Here is a 21,925-nt window from a genome sequence, read left to right on the forward strand (position 1 = left end):
AGAAAAATGTGACCAACGACACACTTCAGGGTTGGTGGTGTGGTGGCTGTCGGTCGCCCGTCGCCAACGCGCGAGCATGATCACCGGCCTCCTCCAGTGTGCCAAGAACCCAAGCACTACAGGAGAGGCAATTGACGGCCCGATTTTGGACACCAACACCCGCACGTTCACGCGCACGGAGCAGCGCAGCTCGTTAGGCTCGCCGGTGCCGGTCGATCTGCGGCTACGGGTGGAAGTGAGCCCGGTTCACCCGCGTCGGGTGGGGCTCCGGGCCTCGCGTTACTCGCGACTCTCCCACCTCGCCCGGCCCGAGGGATAGTTATTCCCAAGGAAGTTGGGCGACGAGCATTCCGCCCTTGCAGGGGCGTGACCAGCGATGTTGTTCCACTGTGGGCGGCAGGTCGCGCGGTTCAGCCGTTCCAGCCGTGCCAGAAGGGCGTGCGGTCCTCCCCAGCGGCGACGAGGGCGTTCTTCAGCGCGCCGGGCCGGACGTCGGTGTCGGCGAGTTGGTCAAGAGGCAACCAGTGAAACTCCAGGTGGTCTTCCTGGCTGACCGGCTCTGCGGCGTCGATGGACACCTCGAAGACGAGGTTGATTTCGTGGTGGGTCACGCCGTCCTCGATGTAGCCGTGTTCGACAGCCCCGACGAAGCCCGCGATCTTGGCGTCGGTGCCGAGTTCTTCGGCGAGTTCGCGCACGAGGGCGACTTCCACCCGCTCACCCGGTTCGACGTGGCCGCCGGGCAGAAACGACCAGGACTTGGTGCGCTGACGCACCAGGAGAAGTTGACCGTCGCGGCGGATGACGGCCCTGGCGATGATCTCGGTGGTCGCGGCGCTCATGCGTGCCTTTCCTGTCGGTCGCGGCTGGCACGTCGGACGGGGCACAACAGTTGACGCCCACTGCCACAACCTCCGGCACATCCCTGGCGAGCGCGAACGCCTCCGCCATCGGTTGCCCGGCGCGCGTGCGATCCCCGTCGATGTTGTATGTCAGCCACGCAGGAATGCCGATCCCGGAAACCACGATCATCAACGCTTCCGCCTCGTCGATGTCCGGCACCGTCTCCAGCGCCAGCACATCCGGCCCCGCGTCCGCCAGCACCTCCAGGCGGGGACGGTCACCTCCAGGCGGGGACGGTGCCATGCCGCCAACTCAGCCACGCTCAACCCGTAGCGGCCCCGACACTCCGCCCCATCGGCCAAGGCTGCACCATACGGGCCGAGCGAGGCCGCCACCCACCGCTCACGCCCGTCATCGGCCATCTCAGCGCGGGCAGCCTGCGCCAGCTCGACGCTGCGCCGCAACAACCGACCAGCGTCATCCCGCCCGATGCCCCGCTCCGCGAAGCCATCGAAGGATGCCTGGTAGCTCGCCGTCGTCGCGATCACGGCGCCCGCGCGGAAGAACGCCAGGTGAGCGGCCTTGATCTCCTCGGGAGCGTCCACCAACAACCGCGCCGACCACAAAGGGTCCGAGAGATCATGCCCGCGCGCCTCAAGCTCGGTCGCCAAACCACCATCCGTGATCAGAGGAGCGCCGTTCGTTTCGAGGAAGCCCACAAGGTCACTCTAAGCCCCGATCGCCTTCCTCTCGTCCCGCGCCAGCGCAGCCCCACCGGATATCCGTCCCTCGCCCTTCCAACGCCGCAGGATTCGGCGGCCATAGTTGTTCGTTCCGGCGATCCGGTCCAGCTCCGCGCCGGTCGGCAACCACAGCGCCCGATCCCCGCGAGGAGTCTGGGCGTTCGACTCGGTGGCGGCGGTCATCGGCGACCACCGCCCGCACGGCGACCCATCGTCGTCGGGTCGACTCCGGCCAGCTCGGCGCAGCGGTCGATGCAGACGAACACCTGTGAGCCGGTCATCGACCGGCCGACAGGAACGGACACGGAGCCACGAGTGAGTAGGTAGTCCAGTCCACAGGTGACGCAGGCCAGCCCATCGGCCTGGGCGTCGGTCAGTCCGGTGATGATCTCTTCGCGGTTCACTGGGCACCACCGCCCGAGAACACGCGACGAGTACCCACCGGCTTGATCCTGATCTCAGGGCCTTCCGCCGTTAGGGTGTTCGTGTTCTGAAGCGTTAGGCCCACGGTGTGGTCGGCCTCAGATCGGAAACGTCCGGTCTGAGGCCGTTCTTTTTCCGGTGATTCGGTTCAGTGAAGCACGCCGGTTCTCCCTGCCGGGTAAGGATCACGGCGGGCTTCCCAACCGGTCGGCGACGGTTCTCGGGGCTGTGAAGCGCGTCCCGATGTCAAGAAGTGGCCGAGGCACATAGGCCCTCGTAGGCCCACATAGACCTCGGCCACAGAAGCCCACCACGTGGGACTACTCCCGCACGGGAATCCGATCGGTACTCTCCCGAGCGCGTCGTCCGCTGTAGACCCGGTGTAGAATCAGCTCCAGTGGTCCGCGGGTGAAGCGTCGCAGCCACAGCCATGCCAGCGACATGAACAACGCCACCACGCCGGCCCAGAGCGCCACGACCCACCACGGTCCAGCGTCCGCGAAGGTCACCGCGAGACCCAGCCCCCAGCCGTAGCAGAGCACACTGCATATCAGGTTCTGGAACACGTAACACGTCATGGCGGTCCGGCCCGTCGCGATGAGTCCTTTTCTCAGCAGGCCCCCACGTGTGCGCTCGGCGGCCTCCACAATGGCCGCCAATAGTCCGAAAGCGACGATAGGCGGCAGGACATAGCGGTCGACGAAGAACCACTCGACTCCCGCGAAAGCGGTCACGAGGTTCAGTGGAAAACCGATGCCGAGCCCGAGAACGAGCATCCGACGCCGCACGTGCTTCCCGCGTTCACTCGCCTCGAACGTACCCGCGCGCAGCACCTCGATTCCCGCCAGGAACAGCACTGTGGACAGTGGGATGATGATAATCAGTTCGGCGCGGAACATGCCGGCCAGTTCGATGCGTGTCAGTACCTGTTCAGCCCAGCTCGCCGATGTGTAGAGATCGGTCGTCGTCTGTTCTTCGCCGGACAGTGTGATGTTCCCGGTGAGCAGCACCGACGTCAGGAACCCGATCAACAGCAGGTGCACAGCGGCGGCTATGGCCAGCCACGTCCGTCGCACGCGGTCCCTGCGTGCTACCAGGAACGCGACGTGTACCGAGACGATCGCATAGCCGGTGAGTACGTCGAACTCGAAGATCAGTAAGTAGTGCAGTAGGCCTTCGACGAACAGCAACAGCGCTCGCAGCAGGTACCTGCCCGGCCAACGTCGCCCTCGTCGCGCCGCCGAGCGGTACTGCAATTCCAGTCCGACCCCGAAAAGGATCGACAACAGTGCGAGGAACTTGCCGTTCGACAGCGTGAGCAGCAACGTCTCGACGACCCCCTCGACGGGACCGTCGCCTTGCGGCGAGACCCACCCGAACGCACCCGCCGGATCGGTGAAGATCCAGATGTTGGTGCCGAGGGTCCCGAGGATGGCGATGCCTCTGGCGAGGTCGAGTGCGTCGATACGCGTACCACCCGGTGAGGCGGAGGAGTTCGGTCTTTCGTGGTTCACAGCGATACGAAGATAGGAACGACCGGCCGTTCACGGCTCCACTCAAAGGTGGAGATGCGGGTGGAGATCGCTGTCCCGCCTACGGCCGAGGTCGAGGACCCGGTCGGCATCGGAGCGAGGAACCCGTTGTCCGGCCGTTGTCGGTTCCCGGAGCGCGTGGAGGGACGCGGTTATAGGCGTGTGTGGGCCGAGCTCAGCGCACCAGGCCGGTTTGGTAGGCGTACCGTACGGCGCCGGCGCGATTACGTACACCGATCTTGGCGAACGCGTTGTTGATGTGGGTTTTCACCGTGCTTTCGGCGATGAAGAGCCGCGCGGCGATTTCGGCGTTGCTCAGTCCCGCGCCGATGAGACCGAGGATTTCGCGTTCCCTGGCGGTGAGCGTCGTCGCACTCGGGTCGGGCGTGGGTTCCGAGGGCCGAGGCCGTTGTTCGGTCAGCGCTGTCACCAGCCGTCGTGACACGGCGGTGGTGAACGTCGCTTGGCCCGTCACCGCCGCCCGCAGCGCCGCGTGGATCTCCGCGCGACCGGCATCCTTCGTCAAGTAGCCCTGTGCGCCGGCCCCGAGAGCGTCGCGGATCGAGTCGTCGTCGGAGTACGTCGTCAGTACGAGCACCGCTACTTCCGGGTGGCGATTGCGGATTTCGCGGGTCGCGGCGACGCCGTCGAGCACGGGCATGCGCAGGTCCATCAGGACGACGTCGCAGGGCTTCCGGGTCAGGATGTCGAGGGCTTCCCGTCCATGGGCGGCCTGGCCGACGACCTCGACATCCTCGGTCAGCTCCAGTAACGCCGTGAGTCCTTCGCGCACCAGCTGCTGGTCGTCGACGACGAGTACTCGGATCGGTTCCCCGTTCATGCGGCCGCCACCTCCCTGGCGGGGTGATCGACGTGCTGGAGCGGCATGGTGGCGATGACCGACCACCCGTCACCGTCGGGGCCGGCTGTGAGGGAGCCACCCGCCAGCGCGACCCGCTCCGCCATGCCGGTGAGGCCGAAACCGGTGCCTTCGTCGCGGGGGCGGGGGTCCGTGGACTCGTTGCGGACCACCACGCGAACCGCGGTGTCGGTGTAGTCGATGGTGATCGTGATCGGCGCGCCGGGCGCGTGGCGGGCGGCGTTGGTGAGCGCTTCCCGCACGGCGCCGAGCAGGGACACGGTGGCCGCCGATGGGATCGGGCGTTCGGTGCCGGTGCTGCGCAGGGTCGCGGTGGCCCCGTGGTCGCGTTGGTGGTCGTCGGCGAGTTCGGCGATGGCTTCGGGCAGGGTGGGTACGTCGCGCCGCAACGCCGACACCGCGTTGCGCGCTTCGGCCAGCCCCTCGGAGGCCAGCTTGCTGCAGCGTTGGATGCGTTCCAGCGCGGATGCCGGGTCCTTCCCCGCCGCGAGTTCCGCCTCCACGACCTTCAATTGAATGCTCAGAGCGCCGAGAGAGTGGGCGAGCACGTCGTGGATTTCCCGGGCGATCCGGGTACGTTCGTCCAACGCAGCCGCGCGGGCGTGTTCACTACGAGCGAGTCGGGTCTGTTCCAACAGCAGCTCGGTCTGGCGTGCCCGGAACTGGTGCTTCCTGCGGTTGATGCCGATCAGCAGGACGATCACCGTGATGAGTGTCGTGGTCAGGGCCTTCATGATCCCCAGGTCGGTGACGACGCTCGCCATCGCGATGGCCGCGATGTTCGCCAGGGTCACCATGACGATGGTGCGGGTGCGGGGCGCGGGATGAGAGGCGTAGACCCCGAGTACCAGCACCGATACCACCACCATGGACGTCTCGCCTGCCATGAGCGCGGCCGCGGGGGACAACGAACACGCGGCCAGTGAACTCGCCGCCGCTCGGGGATGCCGTGGGGAGAGCACCACGAACAGCACCCAGCACACGAAACTGGCGATCAGCGTGACGCTCACCCACAGCGGTGGCCCATAAGCGAGTATCGTCCCCAACGCCCACGCGAACAGCGCGATCGTGAGTCCTTCGGCGAGCCACCATGTGCGTCCGTAGTGGTCGATGAACAGCGGTTGTTCGATCACGTCGTGGTGTCCTCCGATGACGTGGGGCTGCGGAGTGTGCTGTGCGAGCTGCGCAGTCGAGCGCGGCGGCCACCATGGGCGGACCGGCCGGGCCCTTCCACCATGCCGGACAAGGTGGGCTGAGGGACTCGACGAGCGGTACGGATGTGCCACTTCGAGAATGTGGACTTCATGCCTGTCGTGATCGTAAGCGCGGGACAGTGATCTTCGGTGTGGCCGGGTGATGCTTTTCTGTTCCCTGGGCATGAGAAGCGGAGGCTGGCGAGAATTATCCGTGACGGGCGTGCGGTGGTTCTTCGGTGAGGTCGGACGGTGCTTTCGGTCTTTCCTCCCGTCGTCTCCGGCGTCGGGTGTTCCTGAGGGCACCCCGGGATCCGGGATGTTGTGTCGCTCCGGGGCTCGTCGTCGAGGGGGATGAGGAGCGTGTTCGACGCCTTACCCGCTTTCTGTGCACAGGGCGCGGTCAGGTTGGTCCACGGTCTGGTTCACTGTGCGATCTATGCGCACAAGCCTTGTCGTGATCGGCGCGGCCGTGGCCGCGTTCGTGGCCGGATGTTCCGGCGGTCAGTCGTCGGAACAGCCTCAGACCACAATGGATAGACCTACTTCGGAATCGTCGGAGGCGGTGTCGGAGCTGACCCTGCCACCGGAGCCCGAACCCGAGAACGAAGAGCCGTGTCCCTACCTCGACACGGAATTCGTGGCCGAGTCCAACGGTCAGCGGGTCGGCAGTGTGAAGACGTCCTCAGAGGAGCCTCACCCGACGTGTTTCTTCTACCGGCCCGACGGCGATCTTCAGCTGACGGTCCGGGTGTACGTCGGGGAAGAGGATGTGGCCCGCGCGCTGGTCGATGCGGCGGCACCTGTTGAGACATCGAATCCCACGTCGCAGCCGACCGGTTGGGAGGGCGGTTACGAGTCGGGTGACGACGGTGCGGTGTACGCCGTGTCCAAGGGTGGCAACGCCGTCATCGTCACCACGAACCAACCGCAAAGTGTGAAGGCCCGCATCGTGACAACGGAGGCCATCACCAACTTACAGATCTGAGAGTGACCACAAGACACCGCTGCGTGTAGCTCAAGTTGATCTTGTATTAGGGTTACGCGCACGCGCAGGCACCCCACGGCGGGGCATGCCCCCACCGGGTTACCGATCGAAGCCGAGGTTGTGCCGAAAGTGCGAGGCGGTCCTGCCGACCGAATCGTGGAATCAGACTGTGAAGGATGGGATCCGTGGCTGACACCCTGAAGGAAATCCTGCTCGACTCCAGCCGTCGCCCGAACGTGGTGACCGACCTCCAGAACCTGATCGACGAGGAGGTTGCGGATAAGAGCGGCGTTTCGGGCACCGTCATCAAGACCGGCTACGCCGCTGTCAAGAAGATCAAGCCGGGCATCATCGGCGCCGCCGTGGACAGCCTGCTCGACGAGTTCGTCGCCGCTCTGGAGCCGATCTACGCCGACTTCAAGGGCAGCGGTGCGAGCGACTTCGGCTCGTACCTGCCCACCCGGCCGGACGCCGCCGACGCTCTGCTGTCGGTGACCGACGCTCGCGCGGAGAAGAGCGACCGCGACAGCATCAAGAAGGTCTACAACAAGCTGCGCCCGAAGGGTAAGGAGAACGTCGAGGAGGCTCTGCCCCGTCTCGGCAAGCTGATCGACAAGTACTCCGCCTGATAAACACCGGCGTACGCAGGAAGACCCCCGAGAACGCGGCTCTCGGGGGTCTTCCCACGTCGGGGGTGTGACACGGGCGTGACCGGTGTCAGCTCTCGTCAGCTCTGCCGGGACTTCGCCTGTGTGGTCTTGGCGTTGCCCTCGGACTTGGCCTGCGCGGCCGACTTCGTCTGAGTCGTCGACTTCGACTGAGCGGTCTTGGTGCCACTCTCCGCCGACTGCTGCTTCGAGTTCCCGGACGCCTCCGCGCTCGCGGGGGTGGTTGCCTTCGAAGCGGTGGCCGCGGCCGGTGTCGTGGCAGCCGGGGCGGGGGTGTCAGTGCTACGAGGCGGCATCGGCGCGATCGGCGCCTCCTCTTGGCGCGACTTCATCGCATACGCGGCCGCGCCCGCCACCGCCGCGAAGCCCAGCAGCCACGGCCACTTCTTCGCGCGCTTGGGCGCGTTCTGCTTGGAGATGGCTTTGGCCTCCGCCATGGCGGCCTTGAACTCCTTGCGCGCCTGCTTGAACTCGCGCTTGGCCTTGCGGCGGGACAGGCCTGCCGACTTCGCCGCTTTGATAGCCGCCTTCTTGGCCTTACGGCCGGGAACCCGCAGTTCCTCCCGGCGCTGCTCGACGAGCGCGCGGGCCTCCTGCGCACTTCGGACAGCGTCCCTGCGGGTGCGAGAGGTCTTGCGGGAGAGTTCCTTGCGCGCGCTCTCCGTGCTTTCACTCAACCGCTGCTCCGCGGCCTGCGCTGCCTGTGCTGCCATGTCCGCGCTCATCCTTCCGACTTCGAGTGCGCGCTCCCGCAGCGTGCGTGAGCCGTTTCTGGGCGCATCACCTACTGTCTTGGTGGTCCGAGCCATCGAACCCATCGCTTGTTCACCTCGTCATTCGTTGATCAACACGCCTCGTGCGCATGATGACCATCCTGCCCCTTTCCTGCGCATCTCGCCGTGGATGGCACGATGAATCGCGTGACTGACAGCAACGCAACCCCCAGTGGCGGGAAGATCACAGCCACACTGCACACCAATCGGGGCGACATCAACCTGGTGCTTTTCCCGGACCACGCACCCAAGACGGTCGCGAACTTCACCGGACTGGCCGAAGGCACGAAGGAGTACACCCAGCCGAATGCCAAGGGTGAGAAGTCCGGCCCGTTCTACGACGGTTCGATCTTCCACCGGGTCATCGACGGCTTCATGATCCAGGGCGGTGACCCCACGGGCACGGGTCGCGGCGGCCCGGGCTACAAGTTCGGTGACGAGTTCCACCCCGAACTGCAGTTCGATCGGCCGTACCTGCTGGCTATGGCCAACGCGGGCCCCGGCACCAACGGGTCGCAGTTCTTCATCACCGTCGCCCGGACACCGCACCTGAACTTCAAGCACACCATCTTCGGTGAGGTGGCCGACCAGGAGTCGCGGGACGTCGTCGACGCGATCGCTCGCACGGCTACCGGGCCCGGCGACAAGCCGCTGGAGGACGTCGTCATCGAGCGGGTCACCATCAAGCGCGACTGAGTCGTCCGCAACCCGTCGGAACACGGCCCATACCAGGTAGGTTGGAAGTGGCCACGCGCGTATGTCGGCCGTGAGCGTGTGGTGAGTAGCCACGTGGTGGACGGACGTCGGCCGGGAAAATCAGGAGCGTCGACAACACTGTGACCGAGCCCCCCAATCCCCCGCCGTATGGGCAGCCACAGCAACAGGAGGCCCTGCCGGGATGCTGGTGGCATCCGGGCAGGCCGACCGGTCTGCGTTGTGTTCGCTGTGAACGACCTGCGTGCCCCGACTGTCTGCGTGAGGCGTCGGTCGGGCATCAGTGCATCGACTGCGTGACGTCGGCTCAGCGGCAGCAACAAGTCCAGTCGGTGGCTTACCGGAAGGCGGGGTACGGCGCGCGGACGGTGGTGGGGGCCCGGGTCCCACAGTGGGTCGTCGTGGTCCCGTTGCTGATCGCCATCAACGTGGTCGTCTACGCGCTCACGGCCTTCCAAGCCGGCAGTGTGATGGACAATCACCTGTCCCCGGTGTTCGAGGACGGCGTGTTGTGGCCGGTGGCCATCGTCCTGTTCGACGAGTGGTGGCGGCTGTTCGCGTCGGGTTTCCTGCACTACGGCCTGCTCCACCTGGCCATGAACATGATCGCGTTGTGGGTTCTGGGCCGTGACCTGGAGTTACTGCTCGGACGAATCCGGTTCTTGGCCGTGTATTTCCTGTCGATGTTCGCGGGGGCGGCTGCCGTGTTCGTCTTCGGGGCAACCAACACGGGCACGGCCGGTGCGTCCGGCGCCATCTACGGGTTGATGGGCGCGATCCTCGTCGCCGTGCTGCGGTTGCGGCTGAACGCCACGGCGGCGATCGGAATCATCGTCCTGAACGTCGTGCTCAGCGTGTCGATCCCCGGTATCTCGTTGCTCGGGCACATCGGTGGCCTGGTGGCGGGAGCGCTGGCGATGATCGCGATGGTGTTCGCGCCGGAGAAGAACCGGGCCGCCTACCAGGCCGGCGCGGTGGCGATCATGGCCGTCGCGCTGGTGGGGATGGTGGTGTACCGCGACGTCGAACTCTTCGATCAGCTGTGTGCTTACCCGGCGCTGTGCGGGGTCTGACGTAACCGCAGCAGTTCCTCGTGTACTTCGTGGGGATCGGTGCCGAGTTCCACCCAGCCGAACACGGTGAGCTGTCCGTCGACGGCGTCGAGTTCGATCACCTGGGCGTCGCGGCCGTATCGTCTCGTCGTGGTGAGCCGCAGGTCGACACGTGACCACGGATGGGAACGGGTGCCGCCGAGAGTTCGCACCCGTAGCCCGTCGCCGTCGGCGGACAGGCGGGGGCGCACGACGGTGCCGTGCAGGGACGCGGCCAGGAACGCGGCGGTCACCACGGCCAACAGCAGCGTGCCCGGACGGTCGCCGGAGGTGGCGCTCCAGCCGAGCGCACCGGCGGCGACCGCGGTGAGTACCCAGCCGACACCGACGAGCCCGGGCTTGGGAGCCCAGGCTCGCGCCGAGTTGTCCACAGGGTTATCCACAGTGGGGATAAATTACGTCGCTGTGATTCTGCGGCTGTCGGAGTCGGCTCGTCAGCGCCACCGCATGGTCATCAGTAGCCCGGTGATCATCAGGGCGAACCCGATCGCGAAGTTCCAGTTGCCGAGCTCAGCCATGAAGTCGATCTTGTGGCCGGCAAGATAATTGACAACGAGCCAGGCCAGGCCGAGCAGCATCAACCCGAACATTACGATCTTGTAGACCGGATGCGAAGGGCCCGCCGCTCGAACCTTGACCGGCGTACGGCGATTCGGTGGCGGCGTGTATGCCGTCTTCTTGCGGACCTTGGACTTGGGCATCGGAGTCCTCGCGTGCAGTCGGGCAAAATGATCGGCAGTGCGCAACTGCCTCCTTCTCCACACGTTAACGTAATCGGGCAGGCGCCAGAACCGGGGAGCGAGCGCCGGTTAGCAGATTGTGCTGATGACCGGCAGTAGCTCGCGCGCGAGAGGAGCTCGCTTGTCGAGGTACGAGGAGCCGAAGACCCGCGAAATCGCCGTGCCTCCGCGAGGTCGGCCGCCGAAGATGTCGCAGGACGAACCGCCCTTGGAGGGAACTCGGCGAGGAGAGCTCTACCCTTCGCGCGGCCCGCAGCGGACGGACGCCGTGCCTCCGCGGCGGCCACCACGGCAGGCCCCCCGGGAACGGGGCCCGCTGTCGGACGCACCGACCCGGCCCGTGTTGCAACCGGCCGACAAGCCACCGGCCACCCGCGCGCCGAGGCGCGCCGCGTCACCGACTCCACCACCTCCACCACCCGAGGATGTGGACGTGGACGACGTGGACGAGCTCGGCGAAGTCGGGGAGGTCGGGGAGGTCGGGGAGGAACCGGCCGGCGCCGGCGACGAACCACCCGCTGATCCACCGAAGGACACGGCTCCGCCCACGTCGCCGAAAGGCCGTTCCGGTGGGGACCGGATACGCACGGCCGTACGCACCTTCGGCGAAATCCTGATCACGCTCGGCATCGTCGTGCTGCTGTTCGTGGTGTACGAGTTGTACGTCACCAACCTCATGTCACAGCAGCTGCAGAACGAGGCAAGCGCGGAACTCGACGAGCAGTGGTCGCAGCAGCGCGAGATGCGTGCCGAGCCCATGGACGGTGAGGCGTTCGCGCGCATCTACATCCCGTCGTTCGGGGTCGACTGGAACTTCACCATCCAGCGGGGAGTGGACTCCGCGACGCTGGAGGTGGGTCCGGGCCACTACAAGCAGACCGCCATGCCCGGGGAACCGGGCAACTTCGCCGTCGCGGGGCACCGGGTGGGCAAAGGCGCTCCGTTCAACGACCTGAACCTGCTCTCCTCCTGCGACGCCGTGGTGATCGAGACGGCCGACAACTTCTACGTGTACCGAGTGCTGCCGATGAGCGACGAGGTGCAGGGCTGGGCGCAGGGCAAGGGTGCGGACCCGCGCTGTGCCGGGGTCCTACCGCCGTCGGAGCACGATCCGGCGTACAGCGAGACGGTCGGTCGTCGTATCGTCCTGCCCAACCGTGGCGACGCGGTGGCGCCGGTGCCGTACCAGCTCGACGCGTCGTTGCCGGAGGACCGGCAGCTGGAGCTGCTGACGTTGACCACCTGTCATCCCCGTTTCTCGGACAGGGAACGCATGATCATCCACGGGGTGCTGACCGAGGTGTACGAGAAGGAACAGGGCGTGAGCTACGAGCAGTTGCTGCGGGAGATCGGGGAGGCCTGATGTACGGCTGGATCTGGCGACACCTGCCCGGCCCGCTGCCCGTGCGGATCGGGGTGGCCACGACACTGGTGCTGGGCGCGGTAGCCCTGTTGATGTTCGTGGTGTTCCCGTGGGTCGAACCGCTGTTGCCGTTCAACGACGTCGCGGTGGAGGAATGACCCTGACGGGGACGCCGTCGACGACAGGGCTGGAACGACTGCGACGTAGGCTTGGCCCATGCGGGTACTCGTCGTCGACAACTACGACAGCTTCGTCTACAACCTGGTGCAGTACCTGGCCCAACTGGGGGCCGAGTGCGTGGTACGGCGCAACGACGCCGTGAACGTCGACGAGGTCTCCGACTTCGACGGCGTCCTGGTGTCCCCAGGGCCCGGCACCCCCGAGAGGGCAGGCCGTAGCGTCGAGATCGTGCGGCGGTGTGCGGCCGAGTCCGTGCCGGTACTCGGCGTGTGTCTGGGCCACCAGGCCATCGGTGTGGCGTGGGGAGCGAAGGTCGACCGCGCGCCCGAGTTGTTGCACGGCAAGACTAGTCAGGTAGAGCACAACGGGGCCGGAATGCTGGCCGGCCTGCCGAACCCGTTCACCGCGACCCGATACCACTCGCTGACCGTGCTGCCGGAGACGATCCCGGACGAGTTCGAGGTCACCGGCCGCACCGCCTCGGGCGTGGTGATGGGGATGAGGCACAAGGAGCTGCCCGTCGAGGGCGTGCAGTTCCATCCCGAGTCGGTATTGACGCAGTGCGGACACCGGATGCTGGCGAACTGGATGGCCTCGGCGGGACATCCGGTGACCGAGGAACTGGTGAACGAGCTCGAAGAGGCGACCCGGGCGCTGCAGCAGTCCGCCGTGGCTTAGAAGCGGCACAGAGGACGCGACACCGCTCCCACCCGCATACGACCGTTGGCATGTGCACACCGCTCGGCCGGTGAAACGCTACCGGTCGAGCGGTGGCCGTGGCGCTCATTTTCCGAGTGCCACGGCCACCTCCGGCTACGCCTTCACTCCAGCGGCTCAGTCCCTCTAGAAGGGAAAGTCCGAATCTTCATCGTCATCCGGCGGGGGTTCGGTGGAACCCTCCTCGTCGGTGGCGATGTAGAGCACGATCTGCTGGCTTTTGGTGATCGGGCTACCGGCTGCCGGACTGGTGTTGAGGACCTTGCCGACGTCGTCGGAGTCGCCCGCCGGCTGCACCTGCACGGTGTGCGTGCCGTCCCAGCCGGCCTCGCGCAGCTTGGAGACCGCTTCTTCCTCCGTCATACCGATGACGTCGGGCATGTCGAACTTCGCTTGCGACCCGTTGGACACCTCGAGGACGACTTCGTAGCCTTCCCGCACGTTGCCACCGTTGGGCCGCTGGCTCACCACAGTGCCTTCCGGTTCCTCGTCGTCGACGTCTTCGCGCTTGATGACGAGGCCGAGGCCTTCAAGGGTGGCCTTGGCTTTCTCGAAGGACTCCCCTGTCATGTCGGGCACCTGGACCATCTCCGGCGTCTTGCCGATCTGGATGGTCACGGAGTGCCCTTGCTCCACCTCTTCGCCGTCTTCGGGGTCCTGCCCGACGACCTTGCCGTACTTCTCCTCGTCCTCGACCTCGATCTCCTCGATGTTCGGGTCGAGGATCAAATTGACCTCTTCCAGCGCGGCCTCGGCCTCGTCACGGGTCAGGTTCGTCAAGTCGGGCACCTGCACCTTCTCGGGAGGTGCGCCCACCTGGAGCACGATCTCGGTGTCCAGCGCGACTTCCCTGTGAGGTTCGGGGTCGGTCGCGATCACACTGCCGACCTGGTCGGACGTGCACTGCGACTCGCCCGACGGAGGATTGTCGAGGCAGACGACGGGTTGTTCCTGGTAGTTCTCGAAGCCCTCGGCACGCAGTTGCTGCTTCGCCTGCTCGACCTGCACCCCTGTGACGTCGGGGACGGCCTTGACCTCGGCTTCCTGCTTGAACCCACCCATGATCCACGTGACGAACGCGATGGCGCCGAGAACCAGCACGGTGAGAACGACCGCGGTGATCCCGCGTCTCCTCCGCTGTTTCCGGGCCGCCTCGGCGTCGTCGTAGGCCCGCGGGTCGTAGTCGCCCTCCGGCTCCGGCGCACGGGGCGAGTCGAGCATCTGAGTGCGTTCGTCCTCGACCGGAGCGGCGCTCTCGAGCGAGGCGGACGGGCGCTGCCCGGACAGGGTCCGCACAAGGTCCGACCGCATCTCCGCCGCCGACTGGTACCGCTCGGTCGTGCTCTTGGCGAGAGCCTTCAACACGACGGCGTCCAGCTCGGGCGTCACGGACGGATTCGACTCCGACGGCGCCCGAGGGGCTTCCCGCACGTGCTGGTACGCCACAGCCACCGGTGAGTCGCCGGTGAACGGCGGTTCGCCGGTGACGAGCTCGTACAGCACGCACCCCGCCGAATAGACGTCCGACCGCGCGTCCACCGTCTCGCCCCGCGCCTGTTCCGGCGATAGATACTGGGCGGTTCCGATCACCGCGGCCGTCTGCGTCATGGCGGCCTGCCCGTCGTGCACGGCACGGGCGATGCCGAAGTCCATCACCTTCACCGCGCCGTTGCGCGTGATCATCACGTTGGCGGGCTTGACGTCGCGGTGGATGATGCCGTGGCGGTGCGAGAAGTCGAGGGCGGCGCAGACATCGGCCATGACCTCCATGGCCCGTTTCTGCGGCATCGGGCCTTCGGTCTTCACGATGTCGCGCAGCGTCCGGCCCTCGACGTACTCCATGACGATGTATGGCAGCGGACCGTACTCGGTGTCGGCCTCGCCGGTGTCGTACACCGCGACGATCGCCGGGTGGTTCAGGGCCGCGGCGTTCTGCGCCTCTCTGCGGAAGCGCTCCTGGAACATCGGGTCGCGGGCGAGGTCGGCACGCAGAATCTTCACAGCCACTTCGCGGCCGAGCCGGATGTCGTGACCGTGATGAACCTCGGACATACCGCCGTAGCCGAGTGTGTCACCCAGTTCGTAGCGGTTTGAGAGCAGTCGGGGTGCGCTCATTGCTCGGTGCCGTCCCATTCACTCGGTCTTCTTCCCACGCTCGGCCCGGGACCGAAGCGTGTCGCCAGTGCCCTGTGGCCAACGACATTCACCTGTGGTTCTCCATCAGGAGCGTGCTCATCATGCCTTGTTCACCGCCTTCACCGGGTGAACGCATGCCGGTGTTAGGCCAGTTGTCTCCTACCGGAGCTTGTTCCGTAGTGCTTCCGGACCCGTCGTCGCCACTCCACACCGTGATGGCGAGTACGACAATGACGACCGTCACCAACAGCACCAACGCCAGAGCCAGCAGTGTTCCCGCAGGAGTGCGACGGCGTGTCGCCTGCATCCCGCCGGGTGGAGGCACGGGCGCCATCGAAGGATGTGATCCGGGTCCGACCGGACCGGGCACGGGCGTCTGTGGGGATGACAGCGCCATCGGAGCCCCCTGAGCCGGGTGCGTGTTCGCCTGGACGGGATGCGTTAGATAACCGGCGGCGGCCAAACCCGACGGTGGCGGCAGGGGACGACCCGCCCGCACCGCGGCGACGGCGTTGGCGAACTCACCGCCATTGGCGTAGCGCTGTCGTGGATCTTTGACGAGGGTCGCTTCGACGACCGCTCGCACGCCGGGAGGGACATCGGGCGGCAAGGGCGGGGCTATGTCCCGAATGTGCATCATCGCCACGCTCACGGCGTGCTCCGACAAGAAAGGTCTGTGTCCGGCGAGGCACTCGTAGCCGCACACGGCGAGCGAATACACATCGCTGGCGGGTTCGGCGTCATGCCCCAATGCCTGCTCGGGGGCGATGTAGTGGGCGGTTCCCATCACCATCCCGGACCTGGTGACCGGGGCGGCGTCGGCGGCCTTGGCGATGCCGAAGTCGGTGAGCTTCACCACGCCACTCGGTGAGACGAGGATATTGCCCGGCTTCACATCACGGTGGACGAGCCCGCGTTCATGGGCGGCCTGAAGCGCGCGGCCCGCCTGTTCGAGAATGTCGAGGGTGCGCTCGGGAGACAGCCGACGCTCCCGGGCGAGGATCGCCGCCAGCGGCTCGCCCTCGACGAGTTCCATGACGAGATAGGCGATCGAGATGCCGGAGCCCTCCCCGACCTCCGTCTCGCCGTAGTCGTGCACGGCCGCGATCCCGTGGTGGTTCAGGGAGGCGGTCGTACGTGCCTCCGTTCTGAACCTGTGCAGGAACTCCGCATCACCGGACAGCTCGGCTTTGAGGATCTTCACCGCCACGGTGCGGTCGAGCCGGGTGTCGCTGGCTTCCCACACCTCGCCCATCCCGCCGACCGCGATGCGGCCTTCGAGTCGGTAGCGCTGTGCGAGCAGTTGCCCGGACGACAGCATGCGTCAGCCACCTCCGAGGGCGGCGGCGATGGAGGCCCGCCCGATCTCGGCGGCCACCGTGGCGCCTGTCGCGGCGAGGCCACGGTTACCACCTGACTCGACGATGACGGCCACGGCGATCTGGGGATCGTCGTGCGGGGCGAACGCTGTGTACCAGGCGTGGGGTGGTGTGGCCTTGGGGTTGGTGCCGTGTTCGGCCGTACCGGTCTTCGACGCGATCTTCAGAGACGGGTTCTTCCCACCACCGCCGGTGTTTTCCTCCGAGGCGATCATCATGTCGGTGAGGATCTGGGCATTGGCGGCCGACAGAGCGGGCTCACCCGTCAGTTCCTCGGGGGAGAACTCCTCGACCGTCGACAGGTCGGCCGCGAGCAGCTCCTTGACGAGCCGGGGCTGCATGGCCACGCCGTCGTTGGCGACGGTGGCGGAGAGCAGGGCGTCCTGCAGCGGAGTCAATCGTACGTCCCGTTGCCCGATGCCGCTCTGGTAGAGGGCCGCCTCGCTTTCCAACGGGCCCAGGTCGGACCGCACGACGCTCATCGGGATGGACATGTCGGCCATGCCGATCCCGAAGTTGGCTGCCGTCTCCCACAGCTTGTCCGCGCCGAGCTGGCCGGCGAGCACGGAGAAGGCGGTGTTGCACGAGTGCGCCAACGCGGCCTTGAGCGTGTTGCCGGGGCAAGTGGAGCCGTTGAAGTTCTCCAGCGTGGTGTTGGTGCCCGGCAGGGTGACCCGGGCGTCGGGAACGACCTCGGTGTTGGCGGTGGCCCCGTTCTCCAGCGCCGCCGCCGTCGTCAAGATCTTGAATGTGGACCCCGGGGGATAGGTCTCCCTGATGGCCCGGTTCAGCATCGGGTTGTCGGGGTCCTCGTTGTATGTCTGCCACGCCTCCTGCTGCTCGTCCGAGCTGTGGGAGGCCAGCTTGTTGGGGTCGTACGACGGCGTGGACACCATGGCCAGGATGTCGCCCGTCTTCGGGTCGAGCGCCACGACGGCACCCTTGTAGCCGTTGGCGGACATCATCTCGTAGGCGGTTTCCTGCACCGCCGGTTTGATGGTGAGACGAACGTTGCCGCCCCGCGTGTCCCGCCCGGTGATCAGGTCCGACAGTCGCCGCACCAAAAGCCGCGAGTCGGAACCGTTGAGGAAGTCGTTGTGGGCGTGTTCGAGCCCGCTCGCGCCGTAGTTCACCGAGTAGTAGCCGGTGACGGGCGCATACACCGGCCCGTTGAGATACGTGCGCCGATACCTCAGTGTGTTGTCGGTGGGTTCGATGCCCGCGAGCACCTGGCCGGCGTCATCCGAGGTGATCTTGCCCCGTTCGCGGGAGTACTCGTCGAACAACACGCGTGTGTTGCGACCGTCGGTGCGGTAGTCGTCGGCCTTGACCACCTGGATGTACGTGGTGTTCACCAGGAGCAGGGTCACCATCACGAGCATGGCGACGCCGACCTTGCGCAGCGGTGTGTTCACGGTTGTCTCCCCCCTTCCGGCGGATGCGCCGTCCCCGGTCCGTCCGGCACGCCCGGCGTGTTCGGGGTGACCTGGAAACGCTGAACCATCACCGTGTGCGCTTCCGCCAGCGGGGCCTGGGGTGCGGGCTTGGGCTTGGCGGGCTGTTGCGGCCGCCGTGCCGCATCGGAGATCCGCAGCAGGAGCGCGACGAGTGCGTAGTTCGCCAGCAGCGATGATCCGCCGGCCGACAAGAACGGCGTCGTGACCCCCGTCATCGGGATCAGCTTCGTCACACCGCCGACGATCACGAAGACCTGCATGATGATCGCGAAGGACAGCCCGCCGCCGAGCAGTTTGCCGAACGTGTCCCTGACGGCGAGAGCGCTTCGCATGCCTCGCATGGAGAGCAGCAGGTAGATCATCAGGATCGCGGACAGGCCCACGAGCCCGAGTTCTTCCCCGAGCGCGGCGCTGATGAAGTCGGTGTGCGACTCCGGAACGGTGTCAGGCCGCCCGAGCCCGAGGCCTGTGCCCATCATTCCGCCGGTGCCGAGGCCGAACAGGCCCTGCGCGATCTGATAACCACCGCCGAGGTCGTAGTAGGTCTCCAGCGGGTCGAACCAGTTCGCCACGCGTTGCTGCACGTGCGTGAACAGCGAATACGCGATGATGCCGCCCACCGAGAACATGCTCAGCCCGAGCACGACCCAGATGATCCTCTCGGTGGCGACGTAGAGCATCATGAGCACGATGCCGAAGAACAGCAGCGCTGTGCCCAGGTCCTTCTCGAACACGAGGATGCCGAGGCAGGCGAGCGCGGCGATGATGATCGGCCCCAGGTCACGGGCTCTCGGCAGTTCCACCCCGAGCACCCGTTTGCCCGCGGTCATGAACAGATCGCGCTTCGACACCAGGAAACCGGCGAAGAAGATCATCAACAGGATCTTGGCGAACTCACCGGGCTGGATGGAGAAACCCGGCAGCTTGAGCCACACCTTGGCGCCGTTGACCTCGGACAGGGAACTCGGCAGCACGGCGGGCAACGCCAACGCCACGATGCCCACCAAGCCACACGTATAGGCGTAGCGGGTGAGCTTGCGGTGGTCCGAGACGAGGATCAGCACACCCAGGAAGAACGCCAGCGCGATGACCGTGAACATCACCTGGCGAGGGGCGAAGGCCGCGGCGTTCTCACCGTTGGCGAGGGCCCGTTGGGCTTCGGCGAGATCGATCCTGTGGATCATCACGAGCCCGAGCCCGTTGAGTAGCGCGACACACGGCAGGATCAGCGGGTCCGCGTAGGGCGCCCACCGCCGGACGGCCAGGTGGGCGGCACCGAAGATCGCCAGGTAGGCCAGGCCGTACCAGAGCACCGACCACGACAACTCCTGCTCCTGGTTAGCCTGTACCAGGACGAACGCCACCGTCACGATGAGAGCCGAGAACGCGAGCAGGGCGAGTTCGGTGCCCCGCCGCTTCGGCAACTCACGTGGCGGATTCGTCATGTACTGAGCTGCCGCACCAGGGGTAGCTGCGGGCTGAGCCATCAGTTACCGCCTGAGCTGGGCGCCGGGCGGCAGTCCACGCCCGGTCGCTGTCCGCCCTCGTTCCGCCCCGCCGTCGTGTTGGTCGGTTCGTTCGGCGCGCCCGGTGTCGCATCATCGGCTGCGTCCCGCGACTCGCCACCCTGCTCGATTCCTCCGAGGCCGCCGCCTTGCGCCTGGTCGGATTCGTCGTTGCAGATTTCCAGCATGTTGTTGTGACGAAGCGTGTTGATGTACTCGCGTGATTCGACGAGCCCGTCCCGCTTGACACCGTTGCTCACCGCGGCGCGGGCGTCCTGCTGAAGGTCTTGGAGCTTCAGCGGATCGCACAGCGACGCCTCGGGCGGACAAGAACCCTCGGCCTTCTGCTGCAGCTTGAATCCGAGGATGCTGCCGGGAACGCCCTGGTAGACCACGACTTCGGAACTGGCCTCGTCGACCCCGACATAGTACTGCCGCAGCACGAAATACCGGGTGGCGAAAGCCGCCGCGGTCAACAGCACGAGAGCGAGACCGAACGCCAACAGCAGGCGGACCCGCTTACGCCGTTTGGCTTTTGGGTCGGGCTGCGTCTCCAGCTGTTCGGTTTGCTGCGGAGCCTGTGGCTGAGGTGGCGGCGGCGCGGTGAGTGCGCGCGCCCGCGCGGCGGGCGAGTCGCCCTGCGGCGCCTCGTCCGTTCCGTCACCGGCGGCGCCCCCCACGATGGGGGCGTCCTCCCCGAAGTCCACGTCGACGACATCGGCCACGATCACCGTGACGTTGTCGGTGCCGCCGCCTTTGAGCGCCAGTTCGATCATCCGGTCGGCGCATTCCTGCGGATCCGGGATACGCAGGGCCTCGGCGAGCGTCTCGTCGCTCACCATGCCCGACAGTCCGTCGGAACACAGCAGGTACCGGTCGCCCGCGCGGGCTTCCCGCACTGTGACACTCGGCTCGACCTCGTGGCCGGTGAGTGCCTTCAACAGCAGGGATCGCTGCGGATGGGTCGCGGCTTCCTCCTCGGTGATACGACCCTGCTCCAACAGTTCGTTGACGAAGCTGTCGTCCCGGGTGATCTGCGAGAACTGCCCGTTGCGGAGCAAGTAGGCACGTGAGTCGCCGACGTGCACCAGGCCGAGTCGAGAGCCCGAGAACAGCACCGCGGTCAGGGTCGTCCCCATCCCGTCGAGGTCGGGGTCGCCCGCGACGAGCTCGGAGATCGCCTGGTTCCCCTGGTTCACGGCTTCGCGCAGTTGGGTAACCAAGTCGTCGCCGGGCTCGTCATCGTCGAGGTGTGCCAGCGAGGCGATGACAACTTTGCTGGCGACCTCACCGGCGGCATGGCCGCCCATGCCATCGGCGAGTGCGAGTAGGCGAGGGCCTGCGTATACCGAGTCCTGGTTGTTCGACCGAACCAGGCCTCGGTCACTGCGGGCCGCGTAGCGTAGGACGAGAGTCATGGGCGAAGCTCGATCACCGTCTTGCCTATCCGGATGGGGACGCCGAGTGGAACTTTCAAGGGTGCAGTGACCTTAGCCCGGTCCAGGTAGGTGCCGTTGGTCGAGCCCAGATCTTCCACAAACCACTCGTCACCTCGCAACGACAAGCGGGCATGCCGTGTCGAGGCGTAGTCGTCGTCGAGCACCAGAGTCGAGTCGTCGGCTCGTCCGATGAGAATCGGCCTGCCGTCCAAGGCGATCCGGGTGCCGGCGAGTGCCCCGTGGGTCACCACGAGTTGACGGGGCAGCTTGTTCCTGCCCCGTAGCGGCTTCTTCTCCTTGCCACCGCGGCGGAGGCTGGGCAGGTTAACCCGCAACCCCGACGCCGCGTAGAGGTCCGAGCGCACCACGCGTAGCGCGGCGAACACGAACAACCAGAGCAGGACGAGGAATCCCACCCTGGTGAGTTGTACGACCAGCTCTGGCACCTGTTGCCTCAGCTCCCGCCTTCTCGCGCCCAACCTGCGCCGCCCACCGCCATCCGGCCGTCGTCGGCTCCACAGGTCCCCCGCATGGCCGCCATTATGCGGGACACGTGTGGGGTTGCTGTGCAGGACGCCGAAAAACGGTCGGGTCAGCCCTGAGTACGGAACACCAGTGAAGAGTGCCCGACCCTGATGACGTCACCGTCGGCGAGCTGCCACGTCTGCACCGGGGTGCCGTTCACAGTGGTGCCGTTGGTGGAACCGATGTCCGCCAACGTCGCACTCTGGCCGTCCCAGGTGATTTCGAGGTGACGGCGAGAGACACCGGTGTCGGGGAGCCGGAAGTCGGCGTCCTGGCCCCGGCCGATCACGTTGCCGCCCTGCTTGAGCGAGTAGGTCCGGTTGGAACCGTCGTCGAGCTGCAGGATGGCTGTGAGTTGACGGTTACCGGCCGGGGGCATACCGCCCGGGTAGCCGCCCTGCTGAGCGTAGGGGTCCCCACCGGGAGGAGGCGGCGGAGCCTGCGCGGGGTAGCCGGCGGGAGGGCTCGGCGGAGCCGCGTAGCCCTGGTCGTAGCCGGGCTGTCCGTAGCCCTGGTCGTAGCCGGGCTGTCCGTAGCCCTGGTCGTAGCCAGGTTGTCCGTAGCCCTGGTCGTAGCCAGGTTGTCCGTAGCCCTGGTCGTAGCCAGGTTGTCCGT

The 21,925-nt window shown here is 66.5% G+C and carries 23 protein-coding genes and 1 pseudogene; 7 read left to right on the forward strand and 17 right to left on the reverse strand.

The window, feature by feature from the left end; translation table 11 throughout:
• Positions 1-410: 410 nt before the first annotated feature.
• The 7 genes and pseudogenes from M7H19_RS03935 to M7H19_RS03965 all read right to left on the reverse strand — a co-directional run bounded on the left by M7H19_RS03935 (position 411) and on the right by M7H19_RS03965 (position 5,554).
• Complete coding sequence (locus M7H19_RS03935) at positions 411-842, reverse strand: NUDIX domain-containing protein (RefSeq protein ID WP_012795540.1); 432 nt, start codon at positions 840-842, stop codon at positions 411-413.
• Positions 843-864: 22 nt separating this feature from the next.
• A pseudogene (mmuM, locus tag M7H19_RS03940) lies at positions 865-1,562 on the reverse strand (homocysteine S-methyltransferase); the annotation flags it as partial.
• Positions 1,563-1,571: 9 nt separating this feature from the next.
• Positions 1,572-1,769 carry a hypothetical protein gene (locus M7H19_RS03945; RefSeq protein WP_012795541.1) on the reverse strand — a complete coding sequence of 66 codons (198 nt, stop codon included), beginning with the start codon at positions 1,767-1,769 and terminating at the stop codon, positions 1,572-1,574.
• Positions 1,766-1,990: a hypothetical protein gene (locus tag M7H19_RS03950; protein WP_012795542.1), complete on the reverse strand. Its 225-nt coding sequence runs from the start codon at positions 1,988-1,990 to the stop codon at positions 1,766-1,768. Before M7H19_RS03950 ends, M7H19_RS03945 begins: the two co-directional genes overlap by 4 nt.
• 339 nt (positions 1,991-2,329) lie before the next feature.
• Positions 2,330-3,523 (reverse strand): DUF418 domain-containing protein, encoded by a 1,194-nt coding sequence (locus M7H19_RS03955; protein WP_012795543.1) that lies wholly within the window; start codon positions 3,521-3,523, stop codon positions 2,330-2,332.
• A 193-nt stretch (positions 3,524-3,716) separates the two neighbouring features.
• Positions 3,717-4,382, reverse strand: a complete 666-nt coding sequence (locus M7H19_RS03960) for a response regulator transcription factor (protein ID WP_012795544.1) — start codon at positions 4,380-4,382, stop codon at positions 3,717-3,719.
• Positions 4,379-5,554, reverse strand: a complete 1,176-nt coding sequence (locus tag M7H19_RS03965; RefSeq protein ID WP_298177212.1) for a sensor histidine kinase — start codon at positions 5,552-5,554, stop codon at positions 4,379-4,381. The genes M7H19_RS03960 and M7H19_RS03965 overlap by 4 nt, the downstream gene beginning before the upstream one ends.
• 499 nt (positions 5,555-6,053) lie before the next feature.
• On the opposite strand from M7H19_RS03965, the gene M7H19_RS03970 reads away from it, so the two are divergent.
• Together M7H19_RS03970 and M7H19_RS03975 are read left to right on the forward strand one after the other, a co-directional pair.
• Positions 6,054-6,602: a DUF2020 domain-containing protein gene (locus tag M7H19_RS03970; RefSeq protein WP_298177214.1), complete on the forward strand. Its 549-nt coding sequence runs from the start codon at positions 6,054-6,056 to the stop codon at positions 6,600-6,602.
• A gap of 185 nt (positions 6,603-6,787) precedes the next feature.
• A complete protein-coding gene (locus M7H19_RS03975; RefSeq protein ID WP_298177215.1) occupies positions 6,788-7,231 on the forward strand; it encodes a hypothetical protein in 444 nt (147 codons plus the stop codon).
• A 98-nt stretch (positions 7,232-7,329) separates the two neighbouring features.
• Here M7H19_RS03975 and M7H19_RS03980 read toward each other — a convergent pair whose 3' ends face one another.
• Positions 7,330-7,983 carry a hypothetical protein gene (locus tag M7H19_RS03980; RefSeq protein ID WP_363321331.1) on the reverse strand — a complete coding sequence of 218 codons (654 nt, stop codon included), beginning with the start codon at positions 7,981-7,983 and terminating at the stop codon, positions 7,330-7,332.
• Between the two features lie 198 nt (positions 7,984-8,181).
• Here M7H19_RS03980 and M7H19_RS03985 point away from each other — a divergent pair, with 198 nt between their 5' ends.
• Together M7H19_RS03985 and M7H19_RS03990 are read left to right on the forward strand one after the other, a co-directional pair.
• Entirely contained in the window at positions 8,182-8,739 is a 558-nt protein-coding gene (locus M7H19_RS03985) for a peptidylprolyl isomerase (RefSeq protein ID WP_298177219.1), read from the forward strand.
• Between the two features lie 140 nt (positions 8,740-8,879).
• Positions 8,880-9,830 (forward strand): rhomboid family intramembrane serine protease, encoded by a 951-nt coding sequence (locus M7H19_RS03990; RefSeq protein ID WP_298177221.1) that lies wholly within the window; start codon positions 8,880-8,882, stop codon positions 9,828-9,830.
• On the opposite strand, the gene M7H19_RS03995 is transcribed toward M7H19_RS03990, so the two are convergent.
• A complete protein-coding gene (locus M7H19_RS03995) occupies positions 9,806-10,240 on the reverse strand; it encodes a PH domain-containing protein (RefSeq protein ID WP_298177243.1) in 435 nt (144 codons plus the stop codon). The genes M7H19_RS03990 and M7H19_RS03995 overlap by 25 nt on opposite strands.
• A 63-nt stretch (positions 10,241-10,303) precedes the next feature.
• Complete coding sequence (gene crgA, locus M7H19_RS04000) at positions 10,304-10,570, reverse strand: cell division protein CrgA (protein WP_298177223.1); 267 nt, start codon at positions 10,568-10,570, stop codon at positions 10,304-10,306.
• Between the two features lie 355 nt (positions 10,571-10,925).
• Here crgA and M7H19_RS04005 point away from each other — a divergent pair, with 355 nt between their 5' ends.
• From M7H19_RS04005 to M7H19_RS04015, 3 genes are read left to right on the forward strand one after another with little or no spacing between them, the layout of a single operon-like run.
• Entirely contained in the window at positions 10,926-11,972 is a 1,047-nt protein-coding gene (locus M7H19_RS04005; protein ID WP_298177245.1) for a class E sortase, read from the forward strand.
• Positions 11,972-12,130 (forward strand): hypothetical protein, encoded by a 159-nt coding sequence (locus tag M7H19_RS04010; protein WP_298177226.1) that lies wholly within the window; start codon positions 11,972-11,974, stop codon positions 12,128-12,130. The genes M7H19_RS04005 and M7H19_RS04010 overlap by 1 nt, the downstream gene beginning before the upstream one ends.
• A 58-nt stretch (positions 12,131-12,188) precedes the next feature.
• Positions 12,189-12,830 carry an aminodeoxychorismate/anthranilate synthase component II gene (locus tag M7H19_RS04015; RefSeq protein WP_298177228.1) on the forward strand — a complete coding sequence of 214 codons (642 nt, stop codon included), beginning with the start codon at positions 12,189-12,191 and terminating at the stop codon, positions 12,828-12,830.
• Between the two features lie 165 nt (positions 12,831-12,995).
• Here the strand turns inward: M7H19_RS04015 and pknB are convergent, their stop codons facing one another.
• From pknB to M7H19_RS04050, 7 genes are all read right to left on the reverse strand, one after another.
• Positions 12,996-14,984, reverse strand: coding sequence for a Stk1 family PASTA domain-containing Ser/Thr kinase (gene pknB, locus M7H19_RS04020; protein WP_298177230.1), 1,989 nt, complete (start codon positions 14,982-14,984; stop codon positions 12,996-12,998).
• A gap of 88 nt (positions 14,985-15,072) precedes the next feature.
• Entirely contained in the window at positions 15,073-16,326 is a 1,254-nt protein-coding gene (locus tag M7H19_RS04025; protein WP_298177232.1) for a serine/threonine-protein kinase, read from the reverse strand.
• 3 nt (positions 16,327-16,329) lie between these two features.
• Positions 16,330-17,799 (reverse strand): penicillin-binding protein 2, encoded by a 1,470-nt coding sequence (locus tag M7H19_RS04030; protein ID WP_298177233.1) that lies wholly within the window; start codon positions 17,797-17,799, stop codon positions 16,330-16,332.
• Positions 17,796-19,328, reverse strand: a complete 1,533-nt coding sequence (locus M7H19_RS04035; RefSeq protein WP_298177235.1) for an FtsW/RodA/SpoVE family cell cycle protein — start codon at positions 19,326-19,328, stop codon at positions 17,796-17,798. Before M7H19_RS04035 ends, M7H19_RS04030 begins: the two co-directional genes overlap by 4 nt.
• Positions 19,328-20,764 (reverse strand): Stp1/IreP family PP2C-type Ser/Thr phosphatase, encoded by a 1,437-nt coding sequence (locus M7H19_RS04040; RefSeq protein WP_298177237.1) that lies wholly within the window; start codon positions 20,762-20,764, stop codon positions 19,328-19,330. Before M7H19_RS04040 ends, M7H19_RS04035 begins: the two co-directional genes overlap by 1 nt.
• Positions 20,761-21,231, reverse strand: coding sequence for an FHA domain-containing protein (locus tag M7H19_RS04045; RefSeq protein ID WP_298177239.1), 471 nt, complete (start codon positions 21,229-21,231; stop codon positions 20,761-20,763). Before M7H19_RS04045 ends, M7H19_RS04040 begins: the two co-directional genes overlap by 4 nt.
• A 146-nt stretch (positions 21,232-21,377) precedes the next feature.
• A partial coding sequence (locus M7H19_RS04050; protein ID WP_298177241.1) for an FHA domain-containing protein occupies positions 21,378-21,925 on the reverse strand: 548 nt, incomplete at its 5' end.

It is taken from the genome of Saccharomonospora sp. (genome assembly GCF_027317685.1).
GTDB lineage: Bacteria > Actinomycetota > Actinomycetes > Mycobacteriales > Pseudonocardiaceae > Saccharomonospora.

Excerpts from the sequence above, each read along its gene's own strand:
- M7H19_RS03935 (WP_012795540.1), bottom strand. The coding sequence starts at position 842 with ATGAGCGCCGCGACCACCGAGATCATCGCCAGGGCCGTCATCCGCCGC.
- M7H19_RS03945 (WP_012795541.1), bottom strand. The coding sequence starts at position 1,769 with ATGACCGCCGCCACCGAGTCGAACGCCCAGACTCCTCGCGGGGATCGG.
- M7H19_RS03960 (WP_012795544.1), bottom strand. The coding sequence starts at position 4,382 with ATGAACGGGGAACCGATCCGAGTACTCGTCGTCGACGACCAGCAGCTG.
- M7H19_RS03970 (WP_298177214.1), top strand. The coding sequence starts at position 6,054 with ATGCGCACAAGCCTTGTCGTGATCGGCGCGGCCGTGGCCGCGTTCGTG.
- M7H19_RS03980 (WP_363321331.1), bottom strand. The coding sequence starts at position 7,983 with ATGGCAGCACAGGCAGCGCAGGCCGCGGAGCAGCGGTTGAGTGAAAGC.
- M7H19_RS03985 (WP_298177219.1), top strand. The coding sequence starts at position 8,182 with ATGAATCGCGTGACTGACAGCAACGCAACCCCCAGTGGCGGGAAGATC.
- crgA (WP_298177223.1), bottom strand. The coding sequence starts at position 10,570 with ATGCCCAAGTCCAAGGTCCGCAAGAAGACGGCATACACGCCGCCACCG.
- M7H19_RS04010 (WP_298177226.1), top strand. The coding sequence starts at position 11,972 with ATGTACGGCTGGATCTGGCGACACCTGCCCGGCCCGCTGCCCGTGCGG.
- M7H19_RS04015 (WP_298177228.1), top strand. The coding sequence starts at position 12,189 with ATGCGGGTACTCGTCGTCGACAACTACGACAGCTTCGTCTACAACCTG.
- pknB (WP_298177230.1), bottom strand. The coding sequence starts at position 14,984 with ATGAGCGCACCCCGACTGCTCTCAAACCGCTACGAACTGGGTGACACA.
- M7H19_RS04025 (WP_298177232.1), bottom strand. The coding sequence starts at position 16,326 with ATGCTGTCGTCCGGGCAACTGCTCGCACAGCGCTACCGACTCGAAGGC.
- M7H19_RS04035 (WP_298177235.1), bottom strand. The coding sequence starts at position 19,328 with ATGGCTCAGCCCGCAGCTACCCCTGGTGCGGCAGCTCAGTACATGACG.
- M7H19_RS04040 (WP_298177237.1), bottom strand. The coding sequence starts at position 20,764 with ATGACTCTCGTCCTACGCTACGCGGCCCGCAGTGACCGAGGCCTGGTT.